Consider the following 21,559-nt stretch of genomic DNA (forward strand, 5'->3'; position numbering starts at 1 on the left):
AGCAAGGTACGAGTTTTGCCGGTCCCGGGACCACCCACAAGAACGGCACCTGGCCCGCTCACGTCGCTCAGTTCTTCTTCCACTCTCTTAGTATCCCCCACCCCTACGACAGGTAACCTGTTCTATAGCAGAAAAGAAAGGCTGAGCATGTTAGTTACAGTTGGTTTGAATAACGTCGCTGGGCAACTCTCCTATGAGGTGGAGTGGACCGAAGAACAACTCATGGACGCGTGGAAAGATGCGCGCGAACAAGGTGGATTCCTAGATTTCACCGATGTGAAAGGCGATCGGGCAGTATTTGCTGCGGACTCAATCGCCTACGTCATGGTGCGCACAGATCGCAGCCGCAAGGTCGGGTTTGGCCGCGCGTAAATAATTGGCATTTACGCCTTAAGGTACACCGATTCTAGGCGGGCCCTATGCCCATCAGTGGCGACCTTGACTACCGCGTCAACCGTGTCGGGGTCGCCCGCCAGCTCAGGGTAGCTAAAGAGAGTTGCTCGTAAAAGGGCAAAGACTTCTCCTGCGACACGTCGCGACCACAAAGAAAGGCGCGCAACCAGTTGCGGGTCCGCTTCGGTTAATGGGGCCAAGTGGTCCCTTTCCCACACACCTTGGCCGAAATCACCTGACCACTGCGCATCAACAAAGAGCTGGTGACGCAAGGTGAGCTCAAGCAACGCATCAGAAAAAATCCCAATCGTCACATAGGTTTTTACAGATCTTTCCCACCAGTTCGACGGACGCGTACGCTGATCCAACTCATCAAAAAGTCCCGCAAATTGTCCGGCCGCAGCCTCTAAATCGAGGCCTGCTACCTCGGAGAATTTTTCGAGGTGTCGGAACTCACGAAATGCTAGCGCGGCCATACGGGCATGCTCTACAGAATAGGAGAATTGGGGTGCCTGATCCCCATCCTTCGACAGGCGCGTCATTGCAGCTAGGCTGCTGTATGCCAGCAAACCTGTTACTTGCGTTGCACCTTCACTCAGGGGACTCTCTTCGGACTGGAACTCAGCTTGCTCTTCTTCGATGCTCATACCCTAAGCCTATCTGTCTAAGACCCATACCGTTACACTGAGTCGAGAAGTGGATGCCCGGTCGTAGGGACCAAGTTTGACATGGCACTGTGCCAGTAAAGAAAATGCGCGATCGGCTCCTAGCTAAGAAATAGATAAGGCTGATTGTGACAGAACAACTAAAGACTTTTGCTGATTTCGGGATTAGACCGGAGTTTGTCGAGGCGCTGGAAGCGCAAGGCATTACCCATCCTTTCCCCATTCAAGCTCTCACCCTTCCCGTGGCCCTCACCCGCCACGACATTATTGGTCAAGCAAAAACAGGTACCGGTAAAACACTTGGTTTCGGTTTGCCTGTGTTAGAAAACATTATTGCGCCTAATGACCCTACATTTGAGGACCTGGGCCATCCTGGTTTTCCGCAGGCACTCATCATCCTCCCTACCCGAGAACTCTGTAAACAGGTGGGCGAAGATTTGCGCGCGGCAGCGAAGAACACTCCTATTCGGATCACAGATATTTATGGTGGAGTCGCGTTTGAACCACAGATAGACGCCCTCAAACGAGGAGTCGAAGTTGTAGTCGGCACTCCGGGACGGCTCATTGATCTGTCCAACCGGCGGGTATTGCAACTTGGAGACGTTCACACAGTGGTGTTGGACGAGGCGGACGAAATGCTGGATCTGGGATTCCTCCCCGACGTTGAAAAGCTCCTATCGAAGGTCGATTCACGTCGCCACGCGATGCTCTTTTCGGCCACGATGCCCGGACCCGTAATTGCCTTGGCACGCCGATTCATGAGCCACCCCACGCATATTCGCGCGCAGGACCCCGAAGATCAAGGTTCAACAGTCAAGGATGTCAAACAGTTCATCTACCGCTGTCATGCGATGAATAAAGCGGAAGTTGCCGCACGCATATTGCAGGCTAACGGCCGGGAACGTGCAATCATTTTCGTTCGCACTAAACGGTCGGCAGCTCAGCTCACAGAGAACCTAGCTGCACGCGGATTTGCCGTTGCGTCTCTTCACGGTGATATGGGCCAAGGCGCTCGTGAACGGGCTTTGCGGGCGTTCCGCTCTAATAAGGTGGATGTCCTCATCGCAACCGACGTCGCAGCAAGGGGAATCGACGTTGATGATGTTACCCACGTGATTAACTACCAGTGCCCAGAGGATGAAAAGACTTACCTTCACCGGATTGGTCGCACCGCACGCGCGGGTAAGAAGGGGACAGCAATTACGTTCGTCGATTGGGATGATGTTCCACGGTGGAACCTGATTGCTAAAACCCTGGGACTTGACACTGTTGAGCCAGTCGAAACCTACCACACCTCCGATCATCTCTATTCTGACCTTGACATCCCAAGAGACGTCACCGAGCGTCTGCCCCGTAGTCAGAGAACGCGCCCCGGCCTCGAAGCTGAAAAGCTTGAGGACATCGAGGGCAAGCCGTCGCGTTCAACCAGTGGCCGCAAGCGTTCAGGGAAACGACGCAGTGATAACGCAACGGAAGACTCACAAACGCCTCGGCCAAAGCGCAATCGTCAGCGCCGCCGGGTTCGCAAAGCAGACTGACTACACGTACCCACGGACGAAGGCATAGACCGCCTCGGCCATCATCTGGGTTGCGATAGCTGCCAGTAGTAGCCCCGAGATGCGAGTGAGAAGCATGACTCCGCCCTCACCCAAAATGCGCGATAGGACGATGGAAAAGCGCATAGTCATCCAAATGACGATGTGCATGAGGAGTACCGCCAGCAGTACTGCCACCCACCCTTGGATGGTAGAGCCGCCTTGGTCGACCGACACCATCACGGCAACAATGGCCCCGGGGCCTGCTAAGAGAGGCGTCCCCAAGGGGACGAGAGCTACGTTGACACGCTCATCTGACGATTGCCCGGTGCTCATTTCTTTCCCCATAAGTAATTGCATGGCCACCAGGAACAGGAGAAATCCGCCGGAGAGTTGCAATGCTGGAAAGGAAATGTGTAGCAGGTTGAGGAGATACTTACCCAAGACCGCGAAAGCTATGATCACCCCGAACGAGGTAAATGTTGCATAACGGGCGGCGCGGCGTTTTTGTCCGCGGTCCATGCGTGGCGTCAAGGCAAGAAATACCGGAATCGTTCCGGGTGGATCCATGATGACAAAGAGTGTTGTAAAAGTGGTCAGTAGGAGCATTCCGTCCACAATGTCGATTCCGCTCACCGACCCGCCTCTCTTTTTATCTGCGCAAACACCTCTTCGCTGGTGAGGTTCTCTCCTAAACGATTTGGTTTGCCCAGGCCATGATAGTCAGAACCGCCCGTTACAGCTAAACCCCAACGCCGCGCCCACTGGTCTATTTGGGCTCGTGCTGCCTGATCGTGCTCACGGTGGTCACGTTCTAGCCCAAATAGTCCCGCCTCCACCATGCGTTCCAGTGTCTCTTCCTCCATTTTCCCCCGACGGTTCGATTGCGGATGAGCCATGACAGGTACTCCCCCAGCATCGCGGACCGCCCGCACCATGTCTTCAGGGGCTGGCGACCATTGCCGCACATAGTAGGGGCTGTGGGGGTGTAGAACCGTCTGGAAGGCTTCGGCCCGGTCATGAAAATGTCCCCCACCCACGAGAAGATCAGCTAAGTGGGGGCGGCCCCACGACTTGTCATCCTCGCCTAGTTCTTGGAGTGCTTCCCATGACACTTCTGGGTAGTCAACACCCAGTCGACCGGCCATTTCTTGTATGCGCAGCAGCCTTGATTGGCGTATGCGTTCCATCAAGTCCCGCAACGGAGAAGGACCCTGAGCGGGGTAGTAGGCCAGCATGTGGAGCGACACACCTCCCACTTTGGTTGAGAGTTCCACTCCCGGAACTAGCTCAATTCCCACTCGTTCTGCGGCTTCATGCGCGGCTGCTAACCCCTCAAAAGTGTCGTGATCGGTGAGTGCAACCGCATCTAACCCCGCGTGGGCTGCAGCTTCCATGACTTGAGCGGGCGACTCCGTACCATCGGAAACTACAGAGTGCACGTGGGCGTCAAAACGGAACATAGCACCAGTTTCTCCCCGTTCACCGACAAGTGCAAAGATAGAGTTATGAGTGAGGAAGAATTGCAGTCCCGCGGCGAGACTCGTTCGCATCGTCCAACATCAAAAGCTTTCAGGGAGTTTATGGCTTCCGGGTGGGGTCCGCGCGCGCAAACTCTGCCAGACCGTAGTCCTGCAGCAGACTACCTGGCGGCCCGCCACGCACGCGTTACCGAGAGATTTCCTGGGGATCGCGTGGTGATTCCGGCAGGAACCCTCAAAGTGCGTTCCAATGACACGGATTACAGGTTCCGCGCTCATTCAGCCTTTGCACACATGACAGGCTTGGGTGGCGAGTTAGAACCGGATTCTGTGCTGGTTATCGAGCCTGATGGTGAAGCCACTTTGTACTTCCAGCCTCGCGCGTCGCGCACATCCGAGCAATTTTACGCCGATGCCCGGTATGGAGAGTTTTGGGTTGGTGCCAGGCCATCTATTGAGGAGATGGAAGCACAAACTGGCCTGCGGTGCGCACCTATTGCCTCGCTTCGCGATGCGTTAGCGAAAGATGCTGGCCTGGTGAAACTTCGCGTGGTTCGCGGATGCGATACACAGGTCGAGGCAATGGTAGACGAGGTCCGTACTGAAGCTTCTTTACCCATTGATAAGCCGATGGATGATGCTCTGGCCGAGCACCTTTCAGAAATCCGCCTCACCAAGGATGCTTTCGAGATCGCTGAAATGGAACGTGCGGTCGCCGTGACGAAAACTGGTTTTGAGGAAATTATTAAAGCTCTGCCACGTGCCGTTGAACATCCTCGTGGTGAACGAGTCATTGAAGGAGCCTTTGCAGCGATCGCACGCGAGGAAGGCAACGGACTTGGGTACGAGACAATTGCCGCGGCAGGAAACCATGCCAATACGTTGCATTGGATGGACAACTCCGGCCCGGTTCCCGCAGGGGCTCTAGTTTTGGTCGATGCTGGCGCTGAAGTCGACTCCCTCTACACCGCTGACATCACTCGCACACTTCCAGTTTCTGGAAAGTTTTCCGAGGTTCAGGCTAGGGTGTATCAGGCGGTTCTTGATGCTGCCGAGGCTTCACTTGCCGAAGCCGCGAAGCCGGGTGCGCGGTTTAAAGATCTCCATACTGCGGCAATGCGAGTACTGGCGGCGCGCCTGGAAGAATGGGGCATTCTTCCAGTGAGCGCCGATGAATCACTAAGCCCCCAGGGAGAGCATCACCGCAGGTGGATGCCCCATGGAACCAGTCACCACCTTGGTCTTGACGTTCATGACTGCGCTCAGGCGAAGGCTGAACTATACAAAGGCGCTCTGCTGGAACCGGGGATGATTTTCACCATTGAGCCTGGGCTCTATTTCCGAGCTGACGATCTCACTGTGCCTGAGGAATACCGCGGAATCGGTGTACGTATTGAAGATGACGTTGTAATCGAGGCGGATGGAACTCCGCGGCGTTTGTCAGAAGACATTCCCCGCACTATTGCCGATGTTGAAGCTTGGATGGCGCAAGTTCAAGGCCGCTGAGGTTTCTTGGCCCTCTTTCTTCCTCTTTGGTCCCCGATGTGCACTCGGGGGCTCAATGTGCGCGGGCCCCATGCACATTGAGCTTCCCCGTGCACATTGAGTCTTGGCGTGCGACACAAACGATGCTCCCTGGAATATCCACAGTCACTTGGACGTGACTTTTCCACAGCGCCTCCGGACCATACTTGTCTGAATCAAGTGGTTCTGTCTTGATGGAGGAATGGAACTCACCGTCGAAGATCTACAAATACTTGACCGCAAAGAATGGTTGAGAGGAAAACAATCCGCTCACGGGCTTATTCGCCTGGTGCGCGGTGTCTACCTTGCCGATGATCGAATTCCAACGGACGTGCCAAGCTGGCATATTCGCCGTCTCATCACAATCGCAAGAAGCCTGGCAATAGTGGTAGCTTCCCGGCATCAAGTTCTACCTACGATGGAAGCCGCTCTCGCATTGCAATCCATTCCTACCTGGTGGAACACCTGTGACATCGCATACCGATGTCTCACAACGTCCAAGAGTCACCGCGCCGTAGTGCCCTCTATTGAGATCCGTGGGACTACTGCGTGCGAGGTGGAATCCATTCCCCTTCGTCGCGCAGGACCGCAGCCTCTCACAAAGGAATGCCGGGGTATACGCGTGTGTGCTCCCACAGAAGCGGTGGCTGATATTGCCCAATGTATGCATCCGCTGAGCGCTTTTGTCGATTGTTGTATGACAATGAGGGCCGGGCACCCTAGAAAAGACCTGCTCCAGGTTGCAGCGTCACGGAAAGGAAACGGAAGGGTTCGCGCTAGACATATCATTTCGGCAGCTGACGGACGTGTGGAAAATCCTGCAGAAGCAGCAGTACTCTGGCTCTTGCTATGTATGGTGCCGCCAGACTTATCCGTTGACGTACAGCATGAGGTGGTTGTGCAGGGCCGACTATTTCGACTCGATTTTGCTTTTCCTGATTTCATGGTTGCCATCGAATTTGATGGGAGAAGCAAACTAGCACCCACGGAAGACTCACCAGATCCTCATGGTGACTTTCTAACGCGGCAACGACTCTTGCTCTCTGCTGGATGGAGGATTATTCGCATTCAGACTGGTCAGCTACGGGATATCGAGCGCTTAGCGCGGACTTTACGGGACAATATAAAACCGTTTGGCGTTCTGCTCTCGACCCCACGTGGGCCCATCTGGAAACCGGTTCCCAGGAGTCTGATCGAGGGAGCAAGGCGCTTCTAAAGATACCCAAGAATGCCCGATGTGCACTCGGGGGCTCGATGTGCACGGGCCCCATGCACATTGAGCTTCCCCGTGCACATCGGCTCGCAGCGAGAAGATAAACTCACTCTTCTTCTGAGTCAGGCTTAGGATTCTCGCGATCTCGTTTGCGTCGTTCTTCAGGGGAGAGCCTCACTCCAAACTCTGGGCGCTTGTTGGGGTCCACGGGAGGCCTAGTGCGGGTGGGGCGCGGACGCACTGGCGCACTTCCCATGCCCTGCAACAGCTGGAACGCTCTATCAGTCTGTTCACTAACCAAAACTGCATAGCGCGATGCCACCAGTTGAGTTTGCGCTGCAAAACTCTTTTTCTTCCTCCCCGCAGACCAGGAGACCATTCCGAAAATAATTCCCATTAGGACACCAAAGAATATCCCAAGCAAGGGGAACAATCCGGCAGCATCTCCCATAATAAAGAAGGTCATCAGACCAAAAAGCAATCCCCACGTCAAGCCTTGAGTCGCGCCGGCTAAGGCAACACGTGCAGGTGTGAGTCGGCCCATTACCCGTTCAACCACATGCATGTCTGATCCAACGATTGCGACAGAAGTAATAGGGAAATCATTTTCAGCCAGTTTCTCGATTGCCTCAACAGCACCTTCGTAGGTCGTGAAAGACGCGACTTCGGTGCCGGTAGGCAACGCGGGAAACTGGCTGCTATTGCGGGCCATGGGTCCTCCTCATCAATCTGTAGGTTTCCTAGGTTACCCGGTGAGATAGCATGGAGGCATGGCAGCAACTGAAGCAGAGATTCACAGCGCCCTTGAGGGCGTTCAGGACCCCGAAATTCACCGTCCCATTACCGAGTTGAATATGGTCGACGAAATCACCATTGATGGAGCGCACGTTACCGTAAAGGTGCTGCTCACAACGGCTGGATGTCCTCTGAAAAATACCATTACTAAGGACGTAAAAACAGCAGTTCTTGCTGTTGAGGGTGTCGAAGAAGTAACGGTCGATATGGGCGTGATGGACGACGAGCAAAAGAAAGCCCTGCGCGAACAGCTCACTGGACATAAAGAACGTGAAATCCCGTTTAACCAGGCAGATTCCCTCACTCGCGTCATTGCGGTCACCTCGGGTAAGGGGGGCGTCGGCAAGTCTTCGGTAACAGCGAATTTGGCTGTTGGCTTAGCGCAGCAAGGACTTAAGGTTGGAGTTCTGGACGCAGATATTTATGGTTTCTCGCTGCCCAGAATGCTAGGAATCACCTCTGAACCTCAGTCGATAGATGGCATGATCATTCCTCCGATCGGAGCGGGAGGCGTCAAAGTTATCTCCATCGGCATGTTTGTGCCTGAGGGACAACCCGTGATTTGGCGCGGACCCATGCTACACCGTGCTTTGCAACAGTTCCTTGCCGATGTTTTCTGGGGTGACTTGGATGTGCTGCTTCTTGACATGCCTCCTGGCACTGGAGATGTCGCAATATCAGTAGCCCAACTATTACCCAATTCCGAGGTGCTTATAGTCACAACACCTCAGGTTGCCGCGGCCGAGGTGGCCGAACGCTCCGGTTCGATCGCTACTCAGACGAAGCAACGTGTGTTGGGCGTTGTCGAGAATATGTCGTACCTTCCGCAAGAAGACGGCTCTCACCTCGATATTTTCGGGTCAGGCGGCGGCGAAACAGTAAGCGTCCGTCTGGGGAATCTCTTGGGTCACCCTGTTCCATTGCTGGCTCAGATTCCTTTGGACATCGAGCTTCGACAAGGTGGCGACGCTGGAATGCCAGTAGTACTAGGGAACCCAACCTCACCAGCAGGCAAGGCTTTCCAGGGGCTCAGCGCCGATCTTGCAAAGAAAGCTCGCGGGCTGGCTGGACGCCCGCTCGGTGTTTCACCCCTCTAATTTCATTTTGTCAACCGAGTCGATGCGCGTTTGGTGACGCCCCCCCTCAAAGGGTTCCGATAGCCAGATTTCGGCAATCATCTCTGCGAGGGGCGGGGCAATCACGCGGGCACCCACAGCAAGAGCATTCGTATTGTTGTGGTTGCGCGAAAGTTTAGCTGTGTAGGGTTCGGAGCACACCACGCACCGAACGCCGTTGACTGAATTGGCAGCCAAAGAAATTCCAAGACCGGTTCCACACACCAAAATGGCACGGTCCGCCTCGCCGCGGGCGACAACCTCAGCAGCTTTCCGACCATAATCGGCGTAGCTCACACTCTGCGAATCGTAAGCACCGATGTCCTCAACCTCATGCCCCCAGCGCTTCACCGCCTCTATGAGGTACTGCTTCATTTCCAATCCAGCATGATCTGATCCGAATACGACTCTCATAGTCCCCTCCGCTTGTCTACGTCCCCAAGCCTACCCTCATGCAGATAGACTGGTGAGCAGACGATGGGAGGGGACATGCACGTGGATGTGGCCGCAAGCTGGCTCTATTGTGAAGATTTCAGCCAGGATAATGCTGCACTTGAGCGTTTACGCGAGATTGGACAAGAACTGGGCGCTCACCCGGTGAGCCCCGGTACCGGGGCTATATTGCGCGTGCTTGCCGCCACAAAGGATGCTCGGGCTGTGGTTGAAATCGGTACCGGAGTCGGCGTTTCAGGCTTGTACCTCTTAGAGGGGATGAACCCTGATGGAGTTCTCACCACTATCGATCCAGAGGCAGAGTTCCACCGGGCCGCACGCGCAACATTTAGAGGAAGCGGGATCGCCTCACACCGCATGCGACTCATCACCGACCGCGCTCTCGATGTGCTTCCTCGCATGGCAGAAGACGCCTACGACATGGTGGTCATCGACGCTCCGGCAGAAGAAATGCCACGGTACTTGGATCACGCAACTCGCATGCTGCGTAGGACTGGAATCCTTGTAATAGTCAACGCCCTCTTAGCAGGACACGTGGCGAATCCAGCTAAGCGTGATCCTCAGACAGTAATCATGCGTGAGATGACACGCGCCTTGGCAGAATCTGAACAATTCACAACTGCCCTACTGCCCATTGGGGAAGGCGTTCTCATCGCTACTAGGCGTTAGAGTCCTACAGCCTCATTGAGAGCAATCGCAAGTTCGCGAGCCTCATCAGGCGTCACTTCGATGACCAGTCGGCCGCCGCCCTCACTGGGAATTCGCATGATGATTCCGCGGCCTTCCTTGGTGGCTTCCATTGGCCCGTCGCCCGTACGCGGTTTCATCGCCGCCATTATTTACTCCTTGATCTTTCCATTAGTACCCCCTATTCTACCCGTCTAATGCTTCCCTGACCCGTTTTCGATGCGCTCTAGGCCAGAAAAGACCGCATCTACTGCTTCCTCCGCCGTATCGACAACACTGAAAAGATCCATATCAGCAGTCCCAATCAATCCCCGCTCCAGTAGCGATCCGCGAATCCAATCGACGAGAGGCGTCCAGAACTCTGTCCCTACCAGAACCAGTGGGAACATCTCTACTTTGCCGGTTTGTACCAGAGTAAGAGCTTCAAAAAGCTCGTCCATGGTGCCGAATCCGCCCGGCATGACCACAAAGCCCCGTGAATATCGGACAAACATCACTTTGCGAGCGAAAAAGTATCGAAAGTTGATCCCAAGGTTGAGATAGGGGTTCATCCCTTGTTCGAAGGGCAGCTCGATACCCAACCCCACAGACGTACCGCCTGCTTCAGCCGCCCCTTTATTGGCGGCTTCCATACAACCGGGACCTCCACCGGTGATAACAGCAAAACCCCGTTCAACAATGAGGCGGCCGATTTCTTCTGCAACGCGGTAGTCGTGCGAATCTGGGCTGGTGCGCGCTGAGCCAAAAACAGAAATCGCATTACCCAGCTCTCCCAAAGAGCCGAATCCTTCAACAAACTCGCTTTGAATGCGCAGTACGCGCCATGGATCCGTACGTCGTGAGCGAAGTAGTTTTGTATCGGCTGTTTCTGTTGGAATCTGCGACCCCCGCATTATCGCTGATCCGCGCCGATATGATTGTGGTTTCTTTGCCATATTCTCATTATCCTACGCAGCGCCTATCCGCGCTAACCACATGCGTAGCAGATCGACGTTTGTCTGACTATCCTTGGTCTATGAGCACTGATGCAGAAAATCCTTTCCTCCTGGCCGATCAGGCTGCGGCCGCTATTCGCGAACATTCAGGGATCCCCCGATACGACATTGCCCTAGTTTTAGGTTCGGGTTGGGGAGGCGCCGCAGAATTGATCGGCGACCTTATCGACGAGATTCCCGCGGAAGACGTACCAGGATTCTCTGCCCCGGCTGTCAAAGGTCACGGCACCAGTTTGAGAACTCTGCGTATCCACGGATCGGACAAAATCGCGTTGGTTCTTGGCAGTCGCACCCATTACTACGAGGGCAAAGGGACGCGCGCGGTGGCACACGGGATGCGTACGGCAGCCTCGCTCGGGTGTTCAACTGTCGTGCTCACTAACGGATGTGGCGGACTGAATCCTCATTGGAAGCCTGGACAGCCCGTCCTTATTCGCGACCATATCAATCTCACCGCGGCAACTCCCCTTGAGGGGGCGAACTTCGTCGACCTTACTGACCTCTATTCTCAGCGACTGCGAGACCTCGCACATACGGTCGATGAGTCTTTGCCTGAGGGGGTTTACGTCCAGTTCCCCGGCCCCCAGTATGAGACGCCGGCCGAGGTTCGCATGGCCAAGATCATCGGCGGCGACCTGGTGGGCATGTCAACCACGCTTGAGGCAATCGCAGCGCGTGAGGCTGGCATGGAAATCTTGGGGATCTCTCTGATGACAAACTTGGGGGCCGGTATTTCACCAGTGCCTCTTTCCCACGCTGAAGTGTTAGAGGCGGGGCAGGCTGCAGCGCCGCGTATTAGCCGACTCCTTGCTGATATCGTTCAGAAAATCTGAGAGGAAACCATGCTTGACTACTCCGTCATTGAAGAGTGGATTGCTGACGACCCAGACACTAAGACCGCTCAAGAAGTCCGCGATCTTGTGAATCTGGCCCAAGCTGGAGATGTTGGCGCCTCGGACGAGTTGGAGGACCGTTTTTCAGGAATTCTCACTTTCGGGACTGCGGGATTGCGTGGCCGTATGGGGGGTGGCCCCAATCGAATGAACCGCGCGGTGGTGCTCCGCGCCGCCGCAGGACTGGCCCATTTCTTGCAGGATTTGCTTCCTGACGGTTATCGCATGGTGATCGGCTACGATGCGCGGTATGGCTCGCGCCAGTTTGCCCTCGACACGGCAGCTGTGGTTGAGGCGACAGGTGGTCATGCTCTCATCTTCGAGAAGGCTCTTCCCACGCCTCTGACGGCTTTCGCGTTGCGCCATTTTGATGCTGACGCTGCAGTGGTGGTGACTGCATCTCACAATCCCAAAGACGACAATGGCTACAAGGTGTACTTGGGTGGACGTGCAGTATCAGATTCAGGAAAGGGAGCACAAATTGTCTCTCCTTTCGATGCCCAGATTTTCGAGGCGATCCAGAGTGTTCCTTCGGTGGCGTCGATCAAGCGTGCCGATTCTGGATGGGAGTGGCTTGGCGACGAGGTCGTCGAAGCATATCTGGCCAGACTGCAGGAAATAGTCCCCGACGGGCCGCGCAACATCCGTATTGTTCTTACTTCTATGCATGGTGTGGGTGGCGAGACGATGCTTTCTGCTCTTCACCGTTGCGGGTTCACCGATGTTCATGTTGTGACCGAGCAGCAGGATCCTGATCCAGATTTCCCGACCGTTGTTTTTCCAAACCCTGAGGAACCTGGCGCTCTCGATTTGGCTATCGCATTGGCACAGAAGGTGAATGCGGATCTGATTTTGGCCAACGACCCTGATGCGGATCGTTGTTCTGCTGCGATTCCCTCTGCTACCTCACCGACGGGTTGGCGTCAGCTCACTGGAAACGAGGTGGGCGCACTTCTGGGAGAACAGGCTGCGCGTGAACACGCAGGCAATCCAGATGCTGTTCTAGCGAACTCGATAGTGAGTTCACGCCTAGTGGCGCGCCTGGCCCAGAAGTTTGGGGTGTCTCATAAGCGCACTCTCACTGGTTTCAAGTGGATTTCTCGTGTTCCTGGCCTGGTGTTTGGTTTTGAAGAGGCCCTTGGCTACTGTACCGATCCTGACTATGTACGGGATAAGGATGGGATCACTGCGTGTTCTCGTCTGGCTGCGCTTGCCGCGTCTATTCCTTTGCAGGTGCTACTTGATGAGCAGGCAGAGGAGTTCGGTGTTTACGCGTCTGCGCCCTTGACTATTCGCGTCGAAGATTTAGATCTTATTGCTCAGGGGATGCAGAATCTCCGCGCGACCCCACTAGTTCAGATTGCTGGTTCACCAGTGACTGTGGCACAGGATTTGGCCCGCGGCAGTGATGAGCTTCCTCCCACAGATGGGCTTCTCTATTTGACTGAGGCGGGCGATCAGGTGGTGGTTCGTCCTTCAGGTACTGAGCCTAAACTCAAGTGCTACATCGAAGTGATTATTCCGGTGTCGGGTAGTTTGCCTGCAGCCCGGCAGGAAGCGGAGGATCGTCTTGAGGTAATCAAAGCGGATATGCGCGAGGCCATCGGCATCTAGTCCTCCACCCCCACCCCATCAGGTGCTGGTTATGTGCGTGTTATGCATGGCTTGACATCGCAAATTTCCAGCACCTAAGGCGGGGTGCATGCGGTTAGCCAACCACATCGCCCGCAGCCTGGGCGATGTGGTTGGTGCCAGGGCGGTATACGCCCCCGGTTACAGTTTTATGACCCCGTACGAGGTAACAGAGTGAATCCATCACCCTCACCATGGGATTGGTAGACGGAGTTAGCGCACCAACGCTCATCGACCTGGTTGAGGCTGGGGTTCTTGACGTCAAACCCATGGGAACACACGTGTTTTCACTCAACGAAATGGAAAAAGCCTACGACGTTTTTGCCAATGCCGGTAAAAACAAAGCACTCAAAGTAATACTCAAACGCGAAGAGTGAGATATATAGTGGGTGACCTCGGTATTACTGGGAGCCACCCACTTCGAACTGTGTGTTTAGTCGTCAAATCCCTCAAGGATCACAGCAGACGAGGACAAGCCTAAACGTGATGCACCGGCACTAATCATGGAGGCCGCAGCCTCAGGCGTGCGTATACCACCCGATGCCTTTACACCTAGTCGATCCCCTACAGTCTCACGCATAAGTTTCACTGCGTGTTCGGATGCGCCGCCAGCTGGATGAAAACCGGTAGAAGTTTTAACAAAATCAGCACCAGCACTCTCCGAAGCCTGGCAGGCCTTGATGATCTCGTCATCAGTTAGGGCCGCAGATTCGATGATTACTTTGAGGACCGTTTCAGGAGCAGCCTCACGAACCGCGCGAATATCTGATTCGACACCCGCCCAATCCCCGCCCTTAGCTAATCCCAGGTTAATCACCATGTCGATCTCATCTACATGAGGAGCTACGGCCGCAGCTTCAGCAATCTTTGATGCGGTCGGGTGAGCACCTGAAGGAAAACCCACCACGCAGGCAACTTTCACGTCACCCGTATCAGTCACTGGCACCAAGGAAGGGGACACGCAGACAGAGTAGGTGCCTAACTGTTTTGCCTCATCAACAAGGGCCACGACATCCTCAGCGGTGGCCTCTGGCTTGAGCAGCGTGTGGTCAATCATCTGGGCTACATCTCTTTTTTTCATCATTCCCCTTCTGGTAATACCCGGCCCAGAATAACCGGAGCCACGTCAGGTTTGTGGTCACTGACCGTGACCGCGCCCGCAAGCGCATCGAGTGCCCGTGGAATGCGTTCCGCGGTGTCGGTACACAGCGTCAGTAGCGGCTGGCCTGCCTTCACGGCATCCCCCGGTTTTGCATGCATGAGAACACCTGCCGCAGCTTGAACCTTTTCGCCTTGACGGGCGCGTCCCGCTCCCAGTCTCCACGCGGCAATGCCGACCGCTAGAGCATCCAGCTCAGACAAGTATCCGTCAGCCGTTGCGGTAACTAGTTCAGTTTCTTTGGGCTGTGGAAGTGGGGCATCAGGGTCGCCACCTTGCGCTTCGATCATTTGGCGCCACCTGTCCATTGCTCGCCCATTGGCAAGAGCTGCTTCGACATCCCCGTCACGCCCTGCCTGTCTGAGCATTTCTTGAGCCAATGCCACTGTCAGTTCCACAACGTCTTGTGGCCCACCCCCTGAGAGGACCTCGAGGGCTTCATCTACTTCACACGCGTTTCCGGCAGCATTTCCCAGTGGTGTCTCCATATTGGTCAACAGCGCGGAGGTCCGTACGCCTGCAGCAGTTCCTAAGTCCACCATCGTCTTGGCCAGTTCTTTGGCTCGATCAAGATCTTTCATGAATGCGCCGGAGCCAACCTTGACGTCCAGAACTAATGCACCGGTACCTTCAGCAATTTTCTTTGACATGATGGACGAGGCGATGAGAGGAATGCAGTCCACTGTCGCAGTCACGTCACGCAGTGCGTAGAGTTTCTTGTCTGCCGGTGCAAGGCCTTTACCTGCCGCGCAAATAACAGCGCCGGGCCCCTCCCCCAGAATCTCAAGAATCTGCCGATTTGAGACCTCGGCTTGCCATCCGGGGATTGACTCAAGTTTGTCTAGAGTGCCTCCGGTATGCCCAAGGCCACGTCCGGAAAGCTGCGGTACCGCAAGGTCAAAACACGCAACGAGTGGGGCAAGTGGAAGTGTGATCATGTCACCGACGCCGCCGGTTGAATGCTTATCAACCGTGGGTTTAGGAAGAGAGGAAAAGTCCATTCTCTCTCCCGATGCGATCATGGCTGCTGTCCAGTCCGCAATCTCCCGTGGGATCATACCGTTGAGGAAGATTGCCATAGCCAATGCTGACATTTGCTCGTCAGCAACGATGCCCCGCGTGTATGCGTCGACAACCCAGCTGATCATCTCGGAGCTTAGTTCCTCGCCATCACGTTTTGCGCGGATGACGTCCACTGCATCGTAATTCTCCACGTCATACTCCTTCTAGATTTGCTGGCCCAAATGCATCTGGAAGTACCTTCTCCATGGTTGTGAGTCCCGACGGCATCAGCATTTGCAGCTGCGGACCGCCGTGTTCATAAAGGACCTGCCTGCACCTGCCACACGGCGAAATAACCTCCCCGCGCGCATCAACGCAGACAAAGGCTTTGAGCCGCCCACCACCGGTGTTAATGAGGTGGGACACCAGTCCGCATTCGGCGCATAGAGTCACTCCGTAAGCAGCGTTTTCGACGTTGCATCCGGTGATCACTCGCCCATCGTCGACCAATGCTGCCGCTCCCACTGGAAAATGGGAGTACGGACAGTAGGCGCGTTTCATGGCCCGCGTAGCGTCTTCGCGCAGTTTCTGCCACAGTTTTTCATCTATCACGGATATGGCTTTCCTTCCGCGGCTGGCGGCCTCACTGCCCCCACGAAACCAGCGACTGCCAAGATAGTGACAAGATAAGGAATCATCAAAAGGTATTCTGCAGGAATAGGTGCACCTACGGCCTGCATTACTCCACCAAGGTTCGTGGCTAGCCCGAAAAGCAAAGCAGCTGCTAAAGCACCGGTCGGATTCCATCGACCGAGGATCATAGCCGCCAATGCGATAAACCCATTGCCTGCCGCCATGTCTTTAGAGAAAGATAAGCCACTTCCTACCGTAAAGAATGCGCCGCCCAAGCCAGCTAAAGCACCACCCAAGAGAACATTGTGCCAGCGAATCCGGTTCACATTAATACCGACGGTGTCGGCTGCTTGCGGCTTTTCACCAGAAGCTCGAAGTCGCAAGCCCCAGCGGGAGTTGAACAACATGAACTGCATGACAATGACAACCACGAACATCAAGTAGACCAGGATGTTTTGTCTAAATACCACCGGACCAATAATCGGAATATCTGACAGTACGGGGATAGGCAAGATTGGCAGTTTGAGATTCTGATTCAAATGTTGGGAGTTCTTCAGCATGGTAGAGAACAGGAACGAAGTGAGGCCAAGCGCCAACATATTGAGCACCACGCCAACCACGATGTTGTCTGTTCTGAAGGTGATGGCAAACCATGCGAGGATCGCTCCCAAAGCCATGCCAGCCAAAGGCGCACCAATAAGTCCCATCCATGGGGACCCAAATGCAGACCCAACTACTGCTCCCGCAAATGCGCCAACAAGTAGTTGCCCTTCAATGGCGATATTGATGACGCCTGATCGTTCGTTGACAATCCCGGCCAAAGCCCCAAAGCCCAGCGGAACCGCAAACATCAGACCACCGGCCAATAATGAGACAACCGGCAGGATCGCGGTTGGCCGATCGCTTACCACCCACACCAGAAATGACACCACCAATGCGACACTAACTAACGCCAGCCACCAACCATTGATGTGTTTCCTGGCCAAAGCCCGCAGCCAGATGATGACAGTGCCCACCACCGACAAAACGGTCATAGTCCATACTGCTATGGGGGCCGAAATAACCCAGATGCCACCTTCAAACCAGCCAGAAATGTCTGCAAAGGAAATCCGGGATTCTCCCCGTGCCATCACGGCGATGACCAGGGTAAGTATCAACATGACGGCGGCAACGACTGGGTCTCGCCATTGCACTGGTAGGCGAATACCTTCTACCACCTGGTTTTCAGACGTTGTCACTTGGGCGCTCATGCTCCCACCTCTTTCGGAGCTGCGACTGGGGTCTCCTCAACCTTGCGCGTGGTTGCAAGCTCTCGTCGTCTCTTCTGGCGCATATATCGCACTGCTTCAGAGCCCGCAATCATGAGAACCACAATGGCCTGCGTGATTTGGACGATATCAACGGGGATGCTGGCTGATGCTTGCATCAAAGCGCCCCCAGCATTGAGAGCGCCGAACAACAGTCCGGCAAAGAAGACACCGATGGGCTTTGACTTGCCTAAGAGTGCCACCGTAATTGCGTCAAAACCTATCGATCCAGCAATACCCGCGGTGAGAGCCTTTTCAGTGCCCAGAGTTGGCCCTGTGGCAGCAAGACCAGCTAAGGCTCCCGATATCACCAAAGTGAGCATCAGCGTACGGTTGACGTTGATGCCAGCTGTCTTGGCAGCCTCCGGGTTGGCTCCCGCAGCACGTAGTTCGAAGCCAAAAGTCGAACGTTCTAGCAGCCACCAGACAAGAACGCAGGCCAAAATAGCGATAATCACACCCAGATGCATCCTGTAGGAGGGACCTAAAATCAGAGGTAACTGGGCATTGGGGCCCATGATTCGCGACTTTCCGGCGAAACCATCACCATGGAAAGTATAAGTATTAAGAAGTGCTGCCAGGAAATACGCGGCAATAGAGTTCAACATGATGGTCACGATGACCTCATTCGCGCCAAGTTTGGCTTTGAGGATGCCGGGAATGAAACCCCACAGTGCCCCACCGGCGATAGCGCCGATCACCGCTACAAGCACATGGATGACTGGGGGAAGATCCCAAAAAAAACCAATGAACCCGCCGAAGATCGCACCAAAGATGAGCTGCCCTTGAACACCGATGTTGAACAGACCTGCTGTAAAAGACACCGCAATGGCCAGGCCAGCGATGATCAACGGGGTTGCGCGAACAAAAGTTTCTGTGAGCGGCCGGAATGCACCTGCAAGGCTGTCTTGGTTCCAGTCGAAGATTGATCCACGTACCAAAGAGGTGAAGAATCCTGAGAAGGCCCTCCACGCCTCGGCAAAGAAATCTTCTGGCCGCGCGAAAAGGTATCCCATGGTCGCTTGAACTTTGGGATCAAAGAACACCACAATCAAAGCCCCTATCACGAGGGCAGAGATGATTGCGAAGAATACGGTTACTGTGCTGGGGCTAAAGAGTGTCCGCAGTATTTTGGTGACGAATGGAACATCATTGTCACGCTTACTATCTTCCAGTGGTGCGGAAGGCTCGATAGGTTCCAGTGTCGCTGCCTGACTCATGAGCGCACCTCTTTTCCTGCCGTACGGGCCTCATCGTAGGGGACCCCAGCCATCATGAGTCCTAAAATATCTCGAGGCGTGTCAGGGGGAACAATCCCGACAATACGACCGCGATACATCACCGCAATTCGGTCTGCCAAGGCTTCCACCTCATCCAATTCTGTAGAAACCACCAATACTGCAGTGCCTGAATCCCTCTGTTCAACGATGCTCTGGTGAACGAATTCGATAGAGCCAACATCGAGGCCACGGGTAGGCTGTGCGGCAACTAGAGTCTTGATAGGCCTGGAGAGTTCACGTGCCAAAATTGCTTTTTGCTGATTGCCGCCGGAAAGAGTGCTGATGGGATCGAGCACCGATGTCACACGTACATCGAAGATCTTGCGTAGCTTCTCCGCATTTTCGATGACAGCCTGTGGGTGCATCGAAATGCCAGTAGCAAAAGGAGGCTGGTCATACACGTCGAGAATCATATTTTCTGCGACGGAAAAAGAGGCGATCATACCGTCTTTGGCGCGGTCTTCTGGAACATATCCCAAGCCTTGCCTCAACCTGTGTTTGATGGTGCTGTCAGTCAGGTCATGCCCGTCAATGGTAACGTGTCCACCCGTCGGTCGAGTTGAACCCAAGATTGCCTCACACAGCTCAGTTTGTCCGTTGCCTTGTACCCCGGCAATACAAAGAATTTCTCCCGCACGAACATCAAAAGACACATGGTCCAACACTACCTGTCCGTTGTCCTCTATCACTGTCACGTCATCGAAGGCCAACACTGTCGCCCCAGGAGCCTTCTCTTCTTTGGCAACACCAAGATCGACGGGACGTCCCACCATAAGAGCTGCCAGCTCTTTTTCAGACGCATCTGGGGTGGCTTCACCCACCACTTTGCCGCGACGAATCACAGTTATGGTGTCAGCAACAGCACGAATCTCCCGCAGTTTATGAGTAATAAATACGATTGAAGTACCCGAGGCTTTCAGCTCTTTCATAATCGCGATGAGTTCATCGGTCTCTTGAGGTGTGAGCACGGCGGTGGGCTCATCCAAGATCAACACCTTTGCATCACGAGAAAGCGCTTTGATGATTTCGACCCGTTGTTGCACGCCAACTGGAAGATCTTCGATGACAGCATCGGGATTGAGGTCAAAGCCAAAGCGAGCAGAAAGTTCCTTCACTTTCTCGGCAGCTTTTTTCTTATTGATAATTCCTGCGTCTGTAGGCTCATACCCTAATGCCACCGATTCAGCGACGGTAAATACAGGCACCAGCATAAAATGTTGGTGCACCATGCCAATGCCGGCAGCGACAGCCTGTCCGGGTCCGTTGAAAGTGACTGGTTCACCGTCGATAAGTATGCGTCCAGCGTCTGGTTGATAAATGCCATAGAGCACATTCATTAAGGTTGACTTGCCCGCACCATTTTCACCCAACAGCGCATGAATCTGACCGGGTTCAACCACTAAGTCAATCTGATCATTCGCTACCAAGGGGCCAAAAACCTTGGTAATTCCTTGTAATTCTAGTTTCAAATTATTTCCTCACGACCCCGCTTCGTCCTGAGCGTGTCACCAGCGTACCTTGTCACGCCGACAAATGCGCAGAATAGAAGGGGCACCTGTCGCCAGGTGCCCCTTACTTTTGACCTACCGGCTATTCAGATCACGGCTGGTTAGTTGTTTCAACCTTGATCTCACCCGAGATGATCTTTTCCTGCAATGCTGAGATTTCTTCGTTCAGCTCTGCTGGGACCTGTGATTCAAAATCATGCCACGGAGCAAGTCCTACGCCACCGTTAGCTAAAGTCCCAATGTAATCGGTGGAATCAAACGTACCCTCGAGAACAGACTGGATGGTATCGAATACCGCGTTGTCAATCTCTTTCATAACCGAGGTGAGGATGACCGCGGCAGACTCAGGCTGAGCTTCAGCACCGTCGGCATCGACCCACACAACCATAGAGCCTTCTTTTTCTTTAGCGGCGGCTAGAGTGCCCAAACCAGCCTGACCAGCAACAGGCATGACAATATCTGCGCCCTGCTGGAAGAGCTGCTCGGTAAGCTCTTTGCCTTTTTGCTGGTTAGAGAAGTCACCAACAATCATGCCGTCTTGCTTGTCTTTATCCCAGCCTAGAAGCTCAACAGATGTCCCCTTAGCTTCGTTGTAGGCTTTCACACCATCAGCAAATCCGTCATTGAAGATAGCCGTGGTGGGCAGTTTCATGCCAACGTAGGCGCCAACTTTGCCAGTTTTCGACATCGCCGCAGACGCGTATCCGGCAAGGTACGATGCTTCAGCTGTGTTGAACACCAGCGCACGAGCGTTCTCTGGCGCTTTATCGCCCTCTTCTTTAACGAAGGTTGAGTCAACCAAGGCGAATTTGATGTCCGGGTTTGCCTGGGCAGCAGCAATCATCGCATCCTGTAGCATAAAGCCCACACCAATGATCAGATCACAGTTTTCTTGAACCATGTTCTGAATATTCGGATCGAAATCATCAGGACTGCCTGATTCGGCCTGCGCAATCTCCACTCCAAGTTCAGATTCTGCCCGCAGTAGGCCTTCATGAGCCGACTGGTTGAAGGATCGATCTTCAAAACCACCCTCGTCAGAAACAACACAGGCCTTGATGTTTTCCCCGGTAGTGGGAGCAGCCGCACCGGACTGGCTACCAGATTGATCAGCACCGGAAGCAGGAGCTTCCTTCTCGGGAGCGGCGCCACACGCACTTAAAGCGATTGCACCGATGGCGGCAATCGCGGCAAATTTCACTGAGTTCTTCACGAAATTCTCCTCCAGTTTCATCAGTCGCGGATCTCGACTTCATATCAAATGTAATGAAACCAGCACCTCCATGACG

The 21,559-nt window shown here is 54.4% G+C and carries 23 protein-coding genes; 9 read left to right on the forward strand and 14 right to left on the reverse strand.

All coding sequences use genetic code 11. The features are described 5' to 3' along the window. Positions 1-147: 147 nt before the first annotated feature. Positions 148-372, forward strand: coding sequence for a DUF3107 family protein (locus FYJ24_RS12605; RefSeq protein WP_206192526.1), 225 nt, complete (start codon positions 148-150; stop codon positions 370-372). 11 nt (positions 373-383) lie between these two features. Here the strand turns inward: FYJ24_RS12605 and FYJ24_RS05545 are convergent, their stop codons facing one another. Then, entirely contained in the window at positions 384-1,040 is a 657-nt protein-coding gene (locus tag FYJ24_RS05545) for a ferritin-like fold-containing protein (protein ID WP_154544402.1), read from the reverse strand. A gap of 146 nt (positions 1,041-1,186) precedes the next feature. Here FYJ24_RS05545 and FYJ24_RS05550 point away from each other — a divergent pair, with 146 nt between their 5' ends. Then, positions 1,187-2,596: a DEAD/DEAH box helicase gene (locus FYJ24_RS05550; protein WP_318656557.1), complete on the forward strand. Its 1,410-nt coding sequence runs from the start codon at positions 1,187-1,189 to the stop codon at positions 2,594-2,596. Here the strand turns inward: FYJ24_RS05550 and FYJ24_RS05555 are convergent, their stop codons facing one another. Together FYJ24_RS05555 and FYJ24_RS05560 are read right to left on the reverse strand one after the other, a co-directional pair. Continuing rightward, positions 2,597-3,220 carry a MarC family protein gene (locus FYJ24_RS05555; protein ID WP_404814704.1) on the reverse strand — a complete coding sequence of 208 codons (624 nt, stop codon included), beginning with the start codon at positions 3,218-3,220 and terminating at the stop codon, positions 2,597-2,599. A 5-nt stretch (positions 3,221-3,225) separates the two neighbouring features. Further along, positions 3,226-4,146 carry a PHP domain-containing protein gene (locus FYJ24_RS05560; protein WP_225872032.1) on the reverse strand — a complete coding sequence of 307 codons (921 nt, stop codon included), beginning with the start codon at positions 4,144-4,146 and terminating at the stop codon, positions 3,226-3,228. On the opposite strand from FYJ24_RS05560, the gene FYJ24_RS05565 reads away from it, so the two are divergent. After that, complete coding sequence (locus tag FYJ24_RS05565) at positions 4,102-5,580, forward strand: aminopeptidase P family protein (RefSeq protein WP_154544407.1); 1,479 nt, start codon at positions 4,102-4,104, stop codon at positions 5,578-5,580. The two genes, FYJ24_RS05560 and FYJ24_RS05565, sit on opposite strands and share 45 nt — an antisense overlap. Positions 5,581-5,800: 220 nt before the next feature. After that, positions 5,801-6,814: an RAP domain-containing protein gene (locus FYJ24_RS05570; RefSeq protein WP_154544409.1), complete on the forward strand. Its 1,014-nt coding sequence runs from the start codon at positions 5,801-5,803 to the stop codon at positions 6,812-6,814. Positions 6,815-6,917: 103 nt separating this feature from the next. On the opposite strand, the gene FYJ24_RS05575 is transcribed toward FYJ24_RS05570, so the two are convergent. Then, positions 6,918-7,523 (reverse strand): general stress protein, encoded by a 606-nt coding sequence (locus FYJ24_RS05575; RefSeq protein ID WP_154544411.1) that lies wholly within the window; start codon positions 7,521-7,523, stop codon positions 6,918-6,920. Positions 7,524-7,581: 58 nt separating this feature from the next. On the opposite strand from FYJ24_RS05575, the gene FYJ24_RS05580 reads away from it, so the two are divergent. After that, positions 7,582-8,703 carry an Mrp/NBP35 family ATP-binding protein gene (locus FYJ24_RS05580; protein WP_154544413.1) on the forward strand — a complete coding sequence of 374 codons (1,122 nt, stop codon included), beginning with the start codon at positions 7,582-7,584 and terminating at the stop codon, positions 8,701-8,703. Here the strand turns inward: FYJ24_RS05580 and rpiB are convergent. Next, the gene (gene rpiB / locus FYJ24_RS05585) at positions 8,692-9,135 is read right to left on the reverse strand and encodes a ribose 5-phosphate isomerase B (RefSeq protein ID WP_154544415.1); all 444 of its coding nucleotides are present in this window, start codon (positions 9,133-9,135) and stop codon (positions 8,692-8,694) included. The genes FYJ24_RS05580 and rpiB overlap by 12 nt on opposite strands. A gap of 75 nt (positions 9,136-9,210) precedes the next feature. On the opposite strand from rpiB, the gene FYJ24_RS05590 reads away from it, so the two are divergent. Continuing rightward, positions 9,211-9,843 carry an O-methyltransferase gene (locus tag FYJ24_RS05590; RefSeq protein WP_154544417.1) on the forward strand — a complete coding sequence of 211 codons (633 nt, stop codon included), beginning with the start codon at positions 9,211-9,213 and terminating at the stop codon, positions 9,841-9,843. Here FYJ24_RS05590 and FYJ24_RS05595 read toward each other — a convergent pair. Beyond that, positions 9,840-10,010: a DUF3117 domain-containing protein gene (locus FYJ24_RS05595; RefSeq protein ID WP_154544419.1), complete on the reverse strand. Its 171-nt coding sequence runs from the start codon at positions 10,008-10,010 to the stop codon at positions 9,840-9,842. The genes FYJ24_RS05590 and FYJ24_RS05595 overlap by 4 nt on opposite strands. Before the next feature lie 45 nt (positions 10,011-10,055). Next, a complete protein-coding gene (locus FYJ24_RS05600; RefSeq protein WP_154544421.1) occupies positions 10,056-10,796 on the reverse strand; it encodes an LOG family protein in 741 nt (246 codons plus the stop codon). A gap of 80 nt (positions 10,797-10,876) precedes the next feature. Here FYJ24_RS05600 and FYJ24_RS05605 point away from each other — a divergent pair, with 80 nt between their 5' ends. From FYJ24_RS05605 to FYJ24_RS05615, 3 genes are all read left to right on the forward strand, one after another. Continuing rightward, positions 10,877-11,689: a purine-nucleoside phosphorylase gene (locus FYJ24_RS05605; RefSeq protein WP_154544423.1), complete on the forward strand. Its 813-nt coding sequence runs from the start codon at positions 10,877-10,879 to the stop codon at positions 11,687-11,689. 9 nt (positions 11,690-11,698) lie between these two features. Further along, complete coding sequence (locus FYJ24_RS05610) at positions 11,699-13,363, forward strand: phospho-sugar mutase (protein WP_154544425.1); 1,665 nt, start codon at positions 11,699-11,701, stop codon at positions 13,361-13,363. Between the two features lie 212 nt (positions 13,364-13,575). After that, complete coding sequence (locus FYJ24_RS05615; RefSeq protein ID WP_154544427.1) at positions 13,576-13,758, forward strand: hypothetical protein; 183 nt, start codon at positions 13,576-13,578, stop codon at positions 13,756-13,758. 56 nt (positions 13,759-13,814) lie between these two features. Here FYJ24_RS05615 and deoC read toward each other — a convergent pair whose 3' ends face one another. The 7 genes from deoC to FYJ24_RS05650 form a co-directional block, all read right to left on the reverse strand. Then, on the reverse strand, positions 13,815-14,462 hold the full coding sequence (gene deoC, locus FYJ24_RS05620; RefSeq protein WP_154544668.1) for a deoxyribose-phosphate aldolase: 648 nt from the start codon (positions 14,460-14,462) through the stop codon (positions 13,815-13,817). Beyond that, complete coding sequence (locus FYJ24_RS05625; protein ID WP_318656558.1) at positions 14,462-15,754, reverse strand: thymidine phosphorylase; 1,293 nt, start codon at positions 15,752-15,754, stop codon at positions 14,462-14,464. Before FYJ24_RS05625 ends, deoC begins: the two co-directional genes overlap by 1 nt. Position 15,755: 1 nt before the next feature. Continuing rightward, complete coding sequence (locus FYJ24_RS12880) at positions 15,756-16,154, reverse strand: cytidine deaminase (protein ID WP_404814700.1); 399 nt, start codon at positions 16,152-16,154, stop codon at positions 15,756-15,758. After that, entirely contained in the window at positions 16,151-17,425 is a 1,275-nt protein-coding gene (locus tag FYJ24_RS12885) for an ABC transporter permease (protein ID WP_154544431.1), read from the reverse strand. The genes FYJ24_RS12880 and FYJ24_RS12885 overlap by 4 nt, the downstream gene beginning before the upstream one ends. Continuing rightward, on the reverse strand, positions 17,422-18,702 hold the full coding sequence (locus FYJ24_RS05640) for an ABC transporter permease (protein WP_154544433.1): 1,281 nt from the start codon (positions 18,700-18,702) through the stop codon (positions 17,422-17,424). The genes FYJ24_RS12885 and FYJ24_RS05640 overlap by 4 nt, the downstream gene beginning before the upstream one ends. Continuing rightward, complete coding sequence (locus FYJ24_RS05645; RefSeq protein WP_154544435.1) at positions 18,699-20,231, reverse strand: ABC transporter ATP-binding protein; 1,533 nt, start codon at positions 20,229-20,231, stop codon at positions 18,699-18,701. Before FYJ24_RS05645 ends, FYJ24_RS05640 begins: the two co-directional genes overlap by 4 nt. Before the next feature lie 130 nt (positions 20,232-20,361). After that, on the reverse strand, positions 20,362-21,483 hold the full coding sequence (locus FYJ24_RS05650) for a BMP family lipoprotein (RefSeq protein ID WP_318656559.1): 1,122 nt from the start codon (positions 21,481-21,483) through the stop codon (positions 20,362-20,364). Positions 21,484-21,559 lie beyond the last annotated feature (76 nt).

This window comes from Scrofimicrobium canadense (assembly GCF_009696615.1).
GTDB lineage: Bacteria > Actinomycetota > Actinomycetes > Actinomycetales > Actinomycetaceae > Scrofimicrobium > Scrofimicrobium canadense.

What these genes read in the sequence shown, in the direction of transcription:
- FYJ24_RS05580 (WP_154544413.1), top strand. Translation starts at nt 7,582, where the DNA reads ATGGCAGCAACTGAAGCAGAGATTCACAGCGCCCTTGAGGGCGTTCAG.
- FYJ24_RS05570 (WP_154544409.1), top strand. Translation starts at nt 5,801, where the DNA reads ATGGAACTCACCGTCGAAGATCTACAAATACTTGACCGCAAAGAATGG.
- deoC (WP_154544668.1), bottom strand. Translation starts at nt 14,462, where the DNA reads ATGAAAAAAAGAGATGTAGCCCAGATGATTGACCACACGCTGCTCAAG.
- FYJ24_RS05600 (WP_154544421.1), bottom strand. Translation starts at nt 10,796, where the DNA reads ATGGCAAAGAAACCACAATCATATCGGCGCGGATCAGCGATAATGCGG.
- rpiB (WP_154544415.1), bottom strand. Translation starts at nt 9,135, where the DNA reads ATGAGAGTCGTATTCGGATCAGATCATGCTGGATTGGAAATGAAGCAG.
- FYJ24_RS05575 (WP_154544411.1), bottom strand. Translation starts at nt 7,523, where the DNA reads ATGGCCCGCAATAGCAGCCAGTTTCCCGCGTTGCCTACCGGCACCGAA.
- FYJ24_RS05640 (WP_154544433.1), bottom strand. Translation starts at nt 18,702, where the DNA reads ATGAGTCAGGCAGCGACACTGGAACCTATCGAGCCTTCCGCACCACTG.
- FYJ24_RS05610 (WP_154544425.1), top strand. Translation starts at nt 11,699, where the DNA reads ATGCTTGACTACTCCGTCATTGAAGAGTGGATTGCTGACGACCCAGAC.
- FYJ24_RS05615 (WP_154544427.1), top strand. Translation starts at nt 13,576, where the DNA reads ATGGGATTGGTAGACGGAGTTAGCGCACCAACGCTCATCGACCTGGTT.
- FYJ24_RS05590 (WP_154544417.1), top strand. Translation starts at nt 9,211, where the DNA reads ATGCACGTGGATGTGGCCGCAAGCTGGCTCTATTGTGAAGATTTCAGC.
- FYJ24_RS12885 (WP_154544431.1), bottom strand. Translation starts at nt 17,425, where the DNA reads ATGAGCGCCCAAGTGACAACGTCTGAAAACCAGGTGGTAGAAGGTATT.
- FYJ24_RS05545 (WP_154544402.1), bottom strand. Translation starts at nt 1,040, where the DNA reads ATGAGCATCGAAGAAGAGCAAGCTGAGTTCCAGTCCGAAGAGAGTCCC.
- FYJ24_RS05560 (WP_225872032.1), bottom strand. Translation starts at nt 4,146, where the DNA reads ATGCGAACGAGTCTCGCCGCGGGACTGCAATTCTTCCTCACTCATAAC.
- FYJ24_RS05605 (WP_154544423.1), top strand. Translation starts at nt 10,877, where the DNA reads ATGAGCACTGATGCAGAAAATCCTTTCCTCCTGGCCGATCAGGCTGCG.
- FYJ24_RS12605 (WP_206192526.1), top strand. Translation starts at nt 148, where the DNA reads ATGTTAGTTACAGTTGGTTTGAATAACGTCGCTGGGCAACTCTCCTAT.
- FYJ24_RS05565 (WP_154544407.1), top strand. Translation starts at nt 4,102, where the DNA reads ATGAGTGAGGAAGAATTGCAGTCCCGCGGCGAGACTCGTTCGCATCGT.
- FYJ24_RS05595 (WP_154544419.1), bottom strand. Translation starts at nt 10,010, where the DNA reads ATGGCGGCGATGAAACCGCGTACGGGCGACGGGCCAATGGAAGCCACC.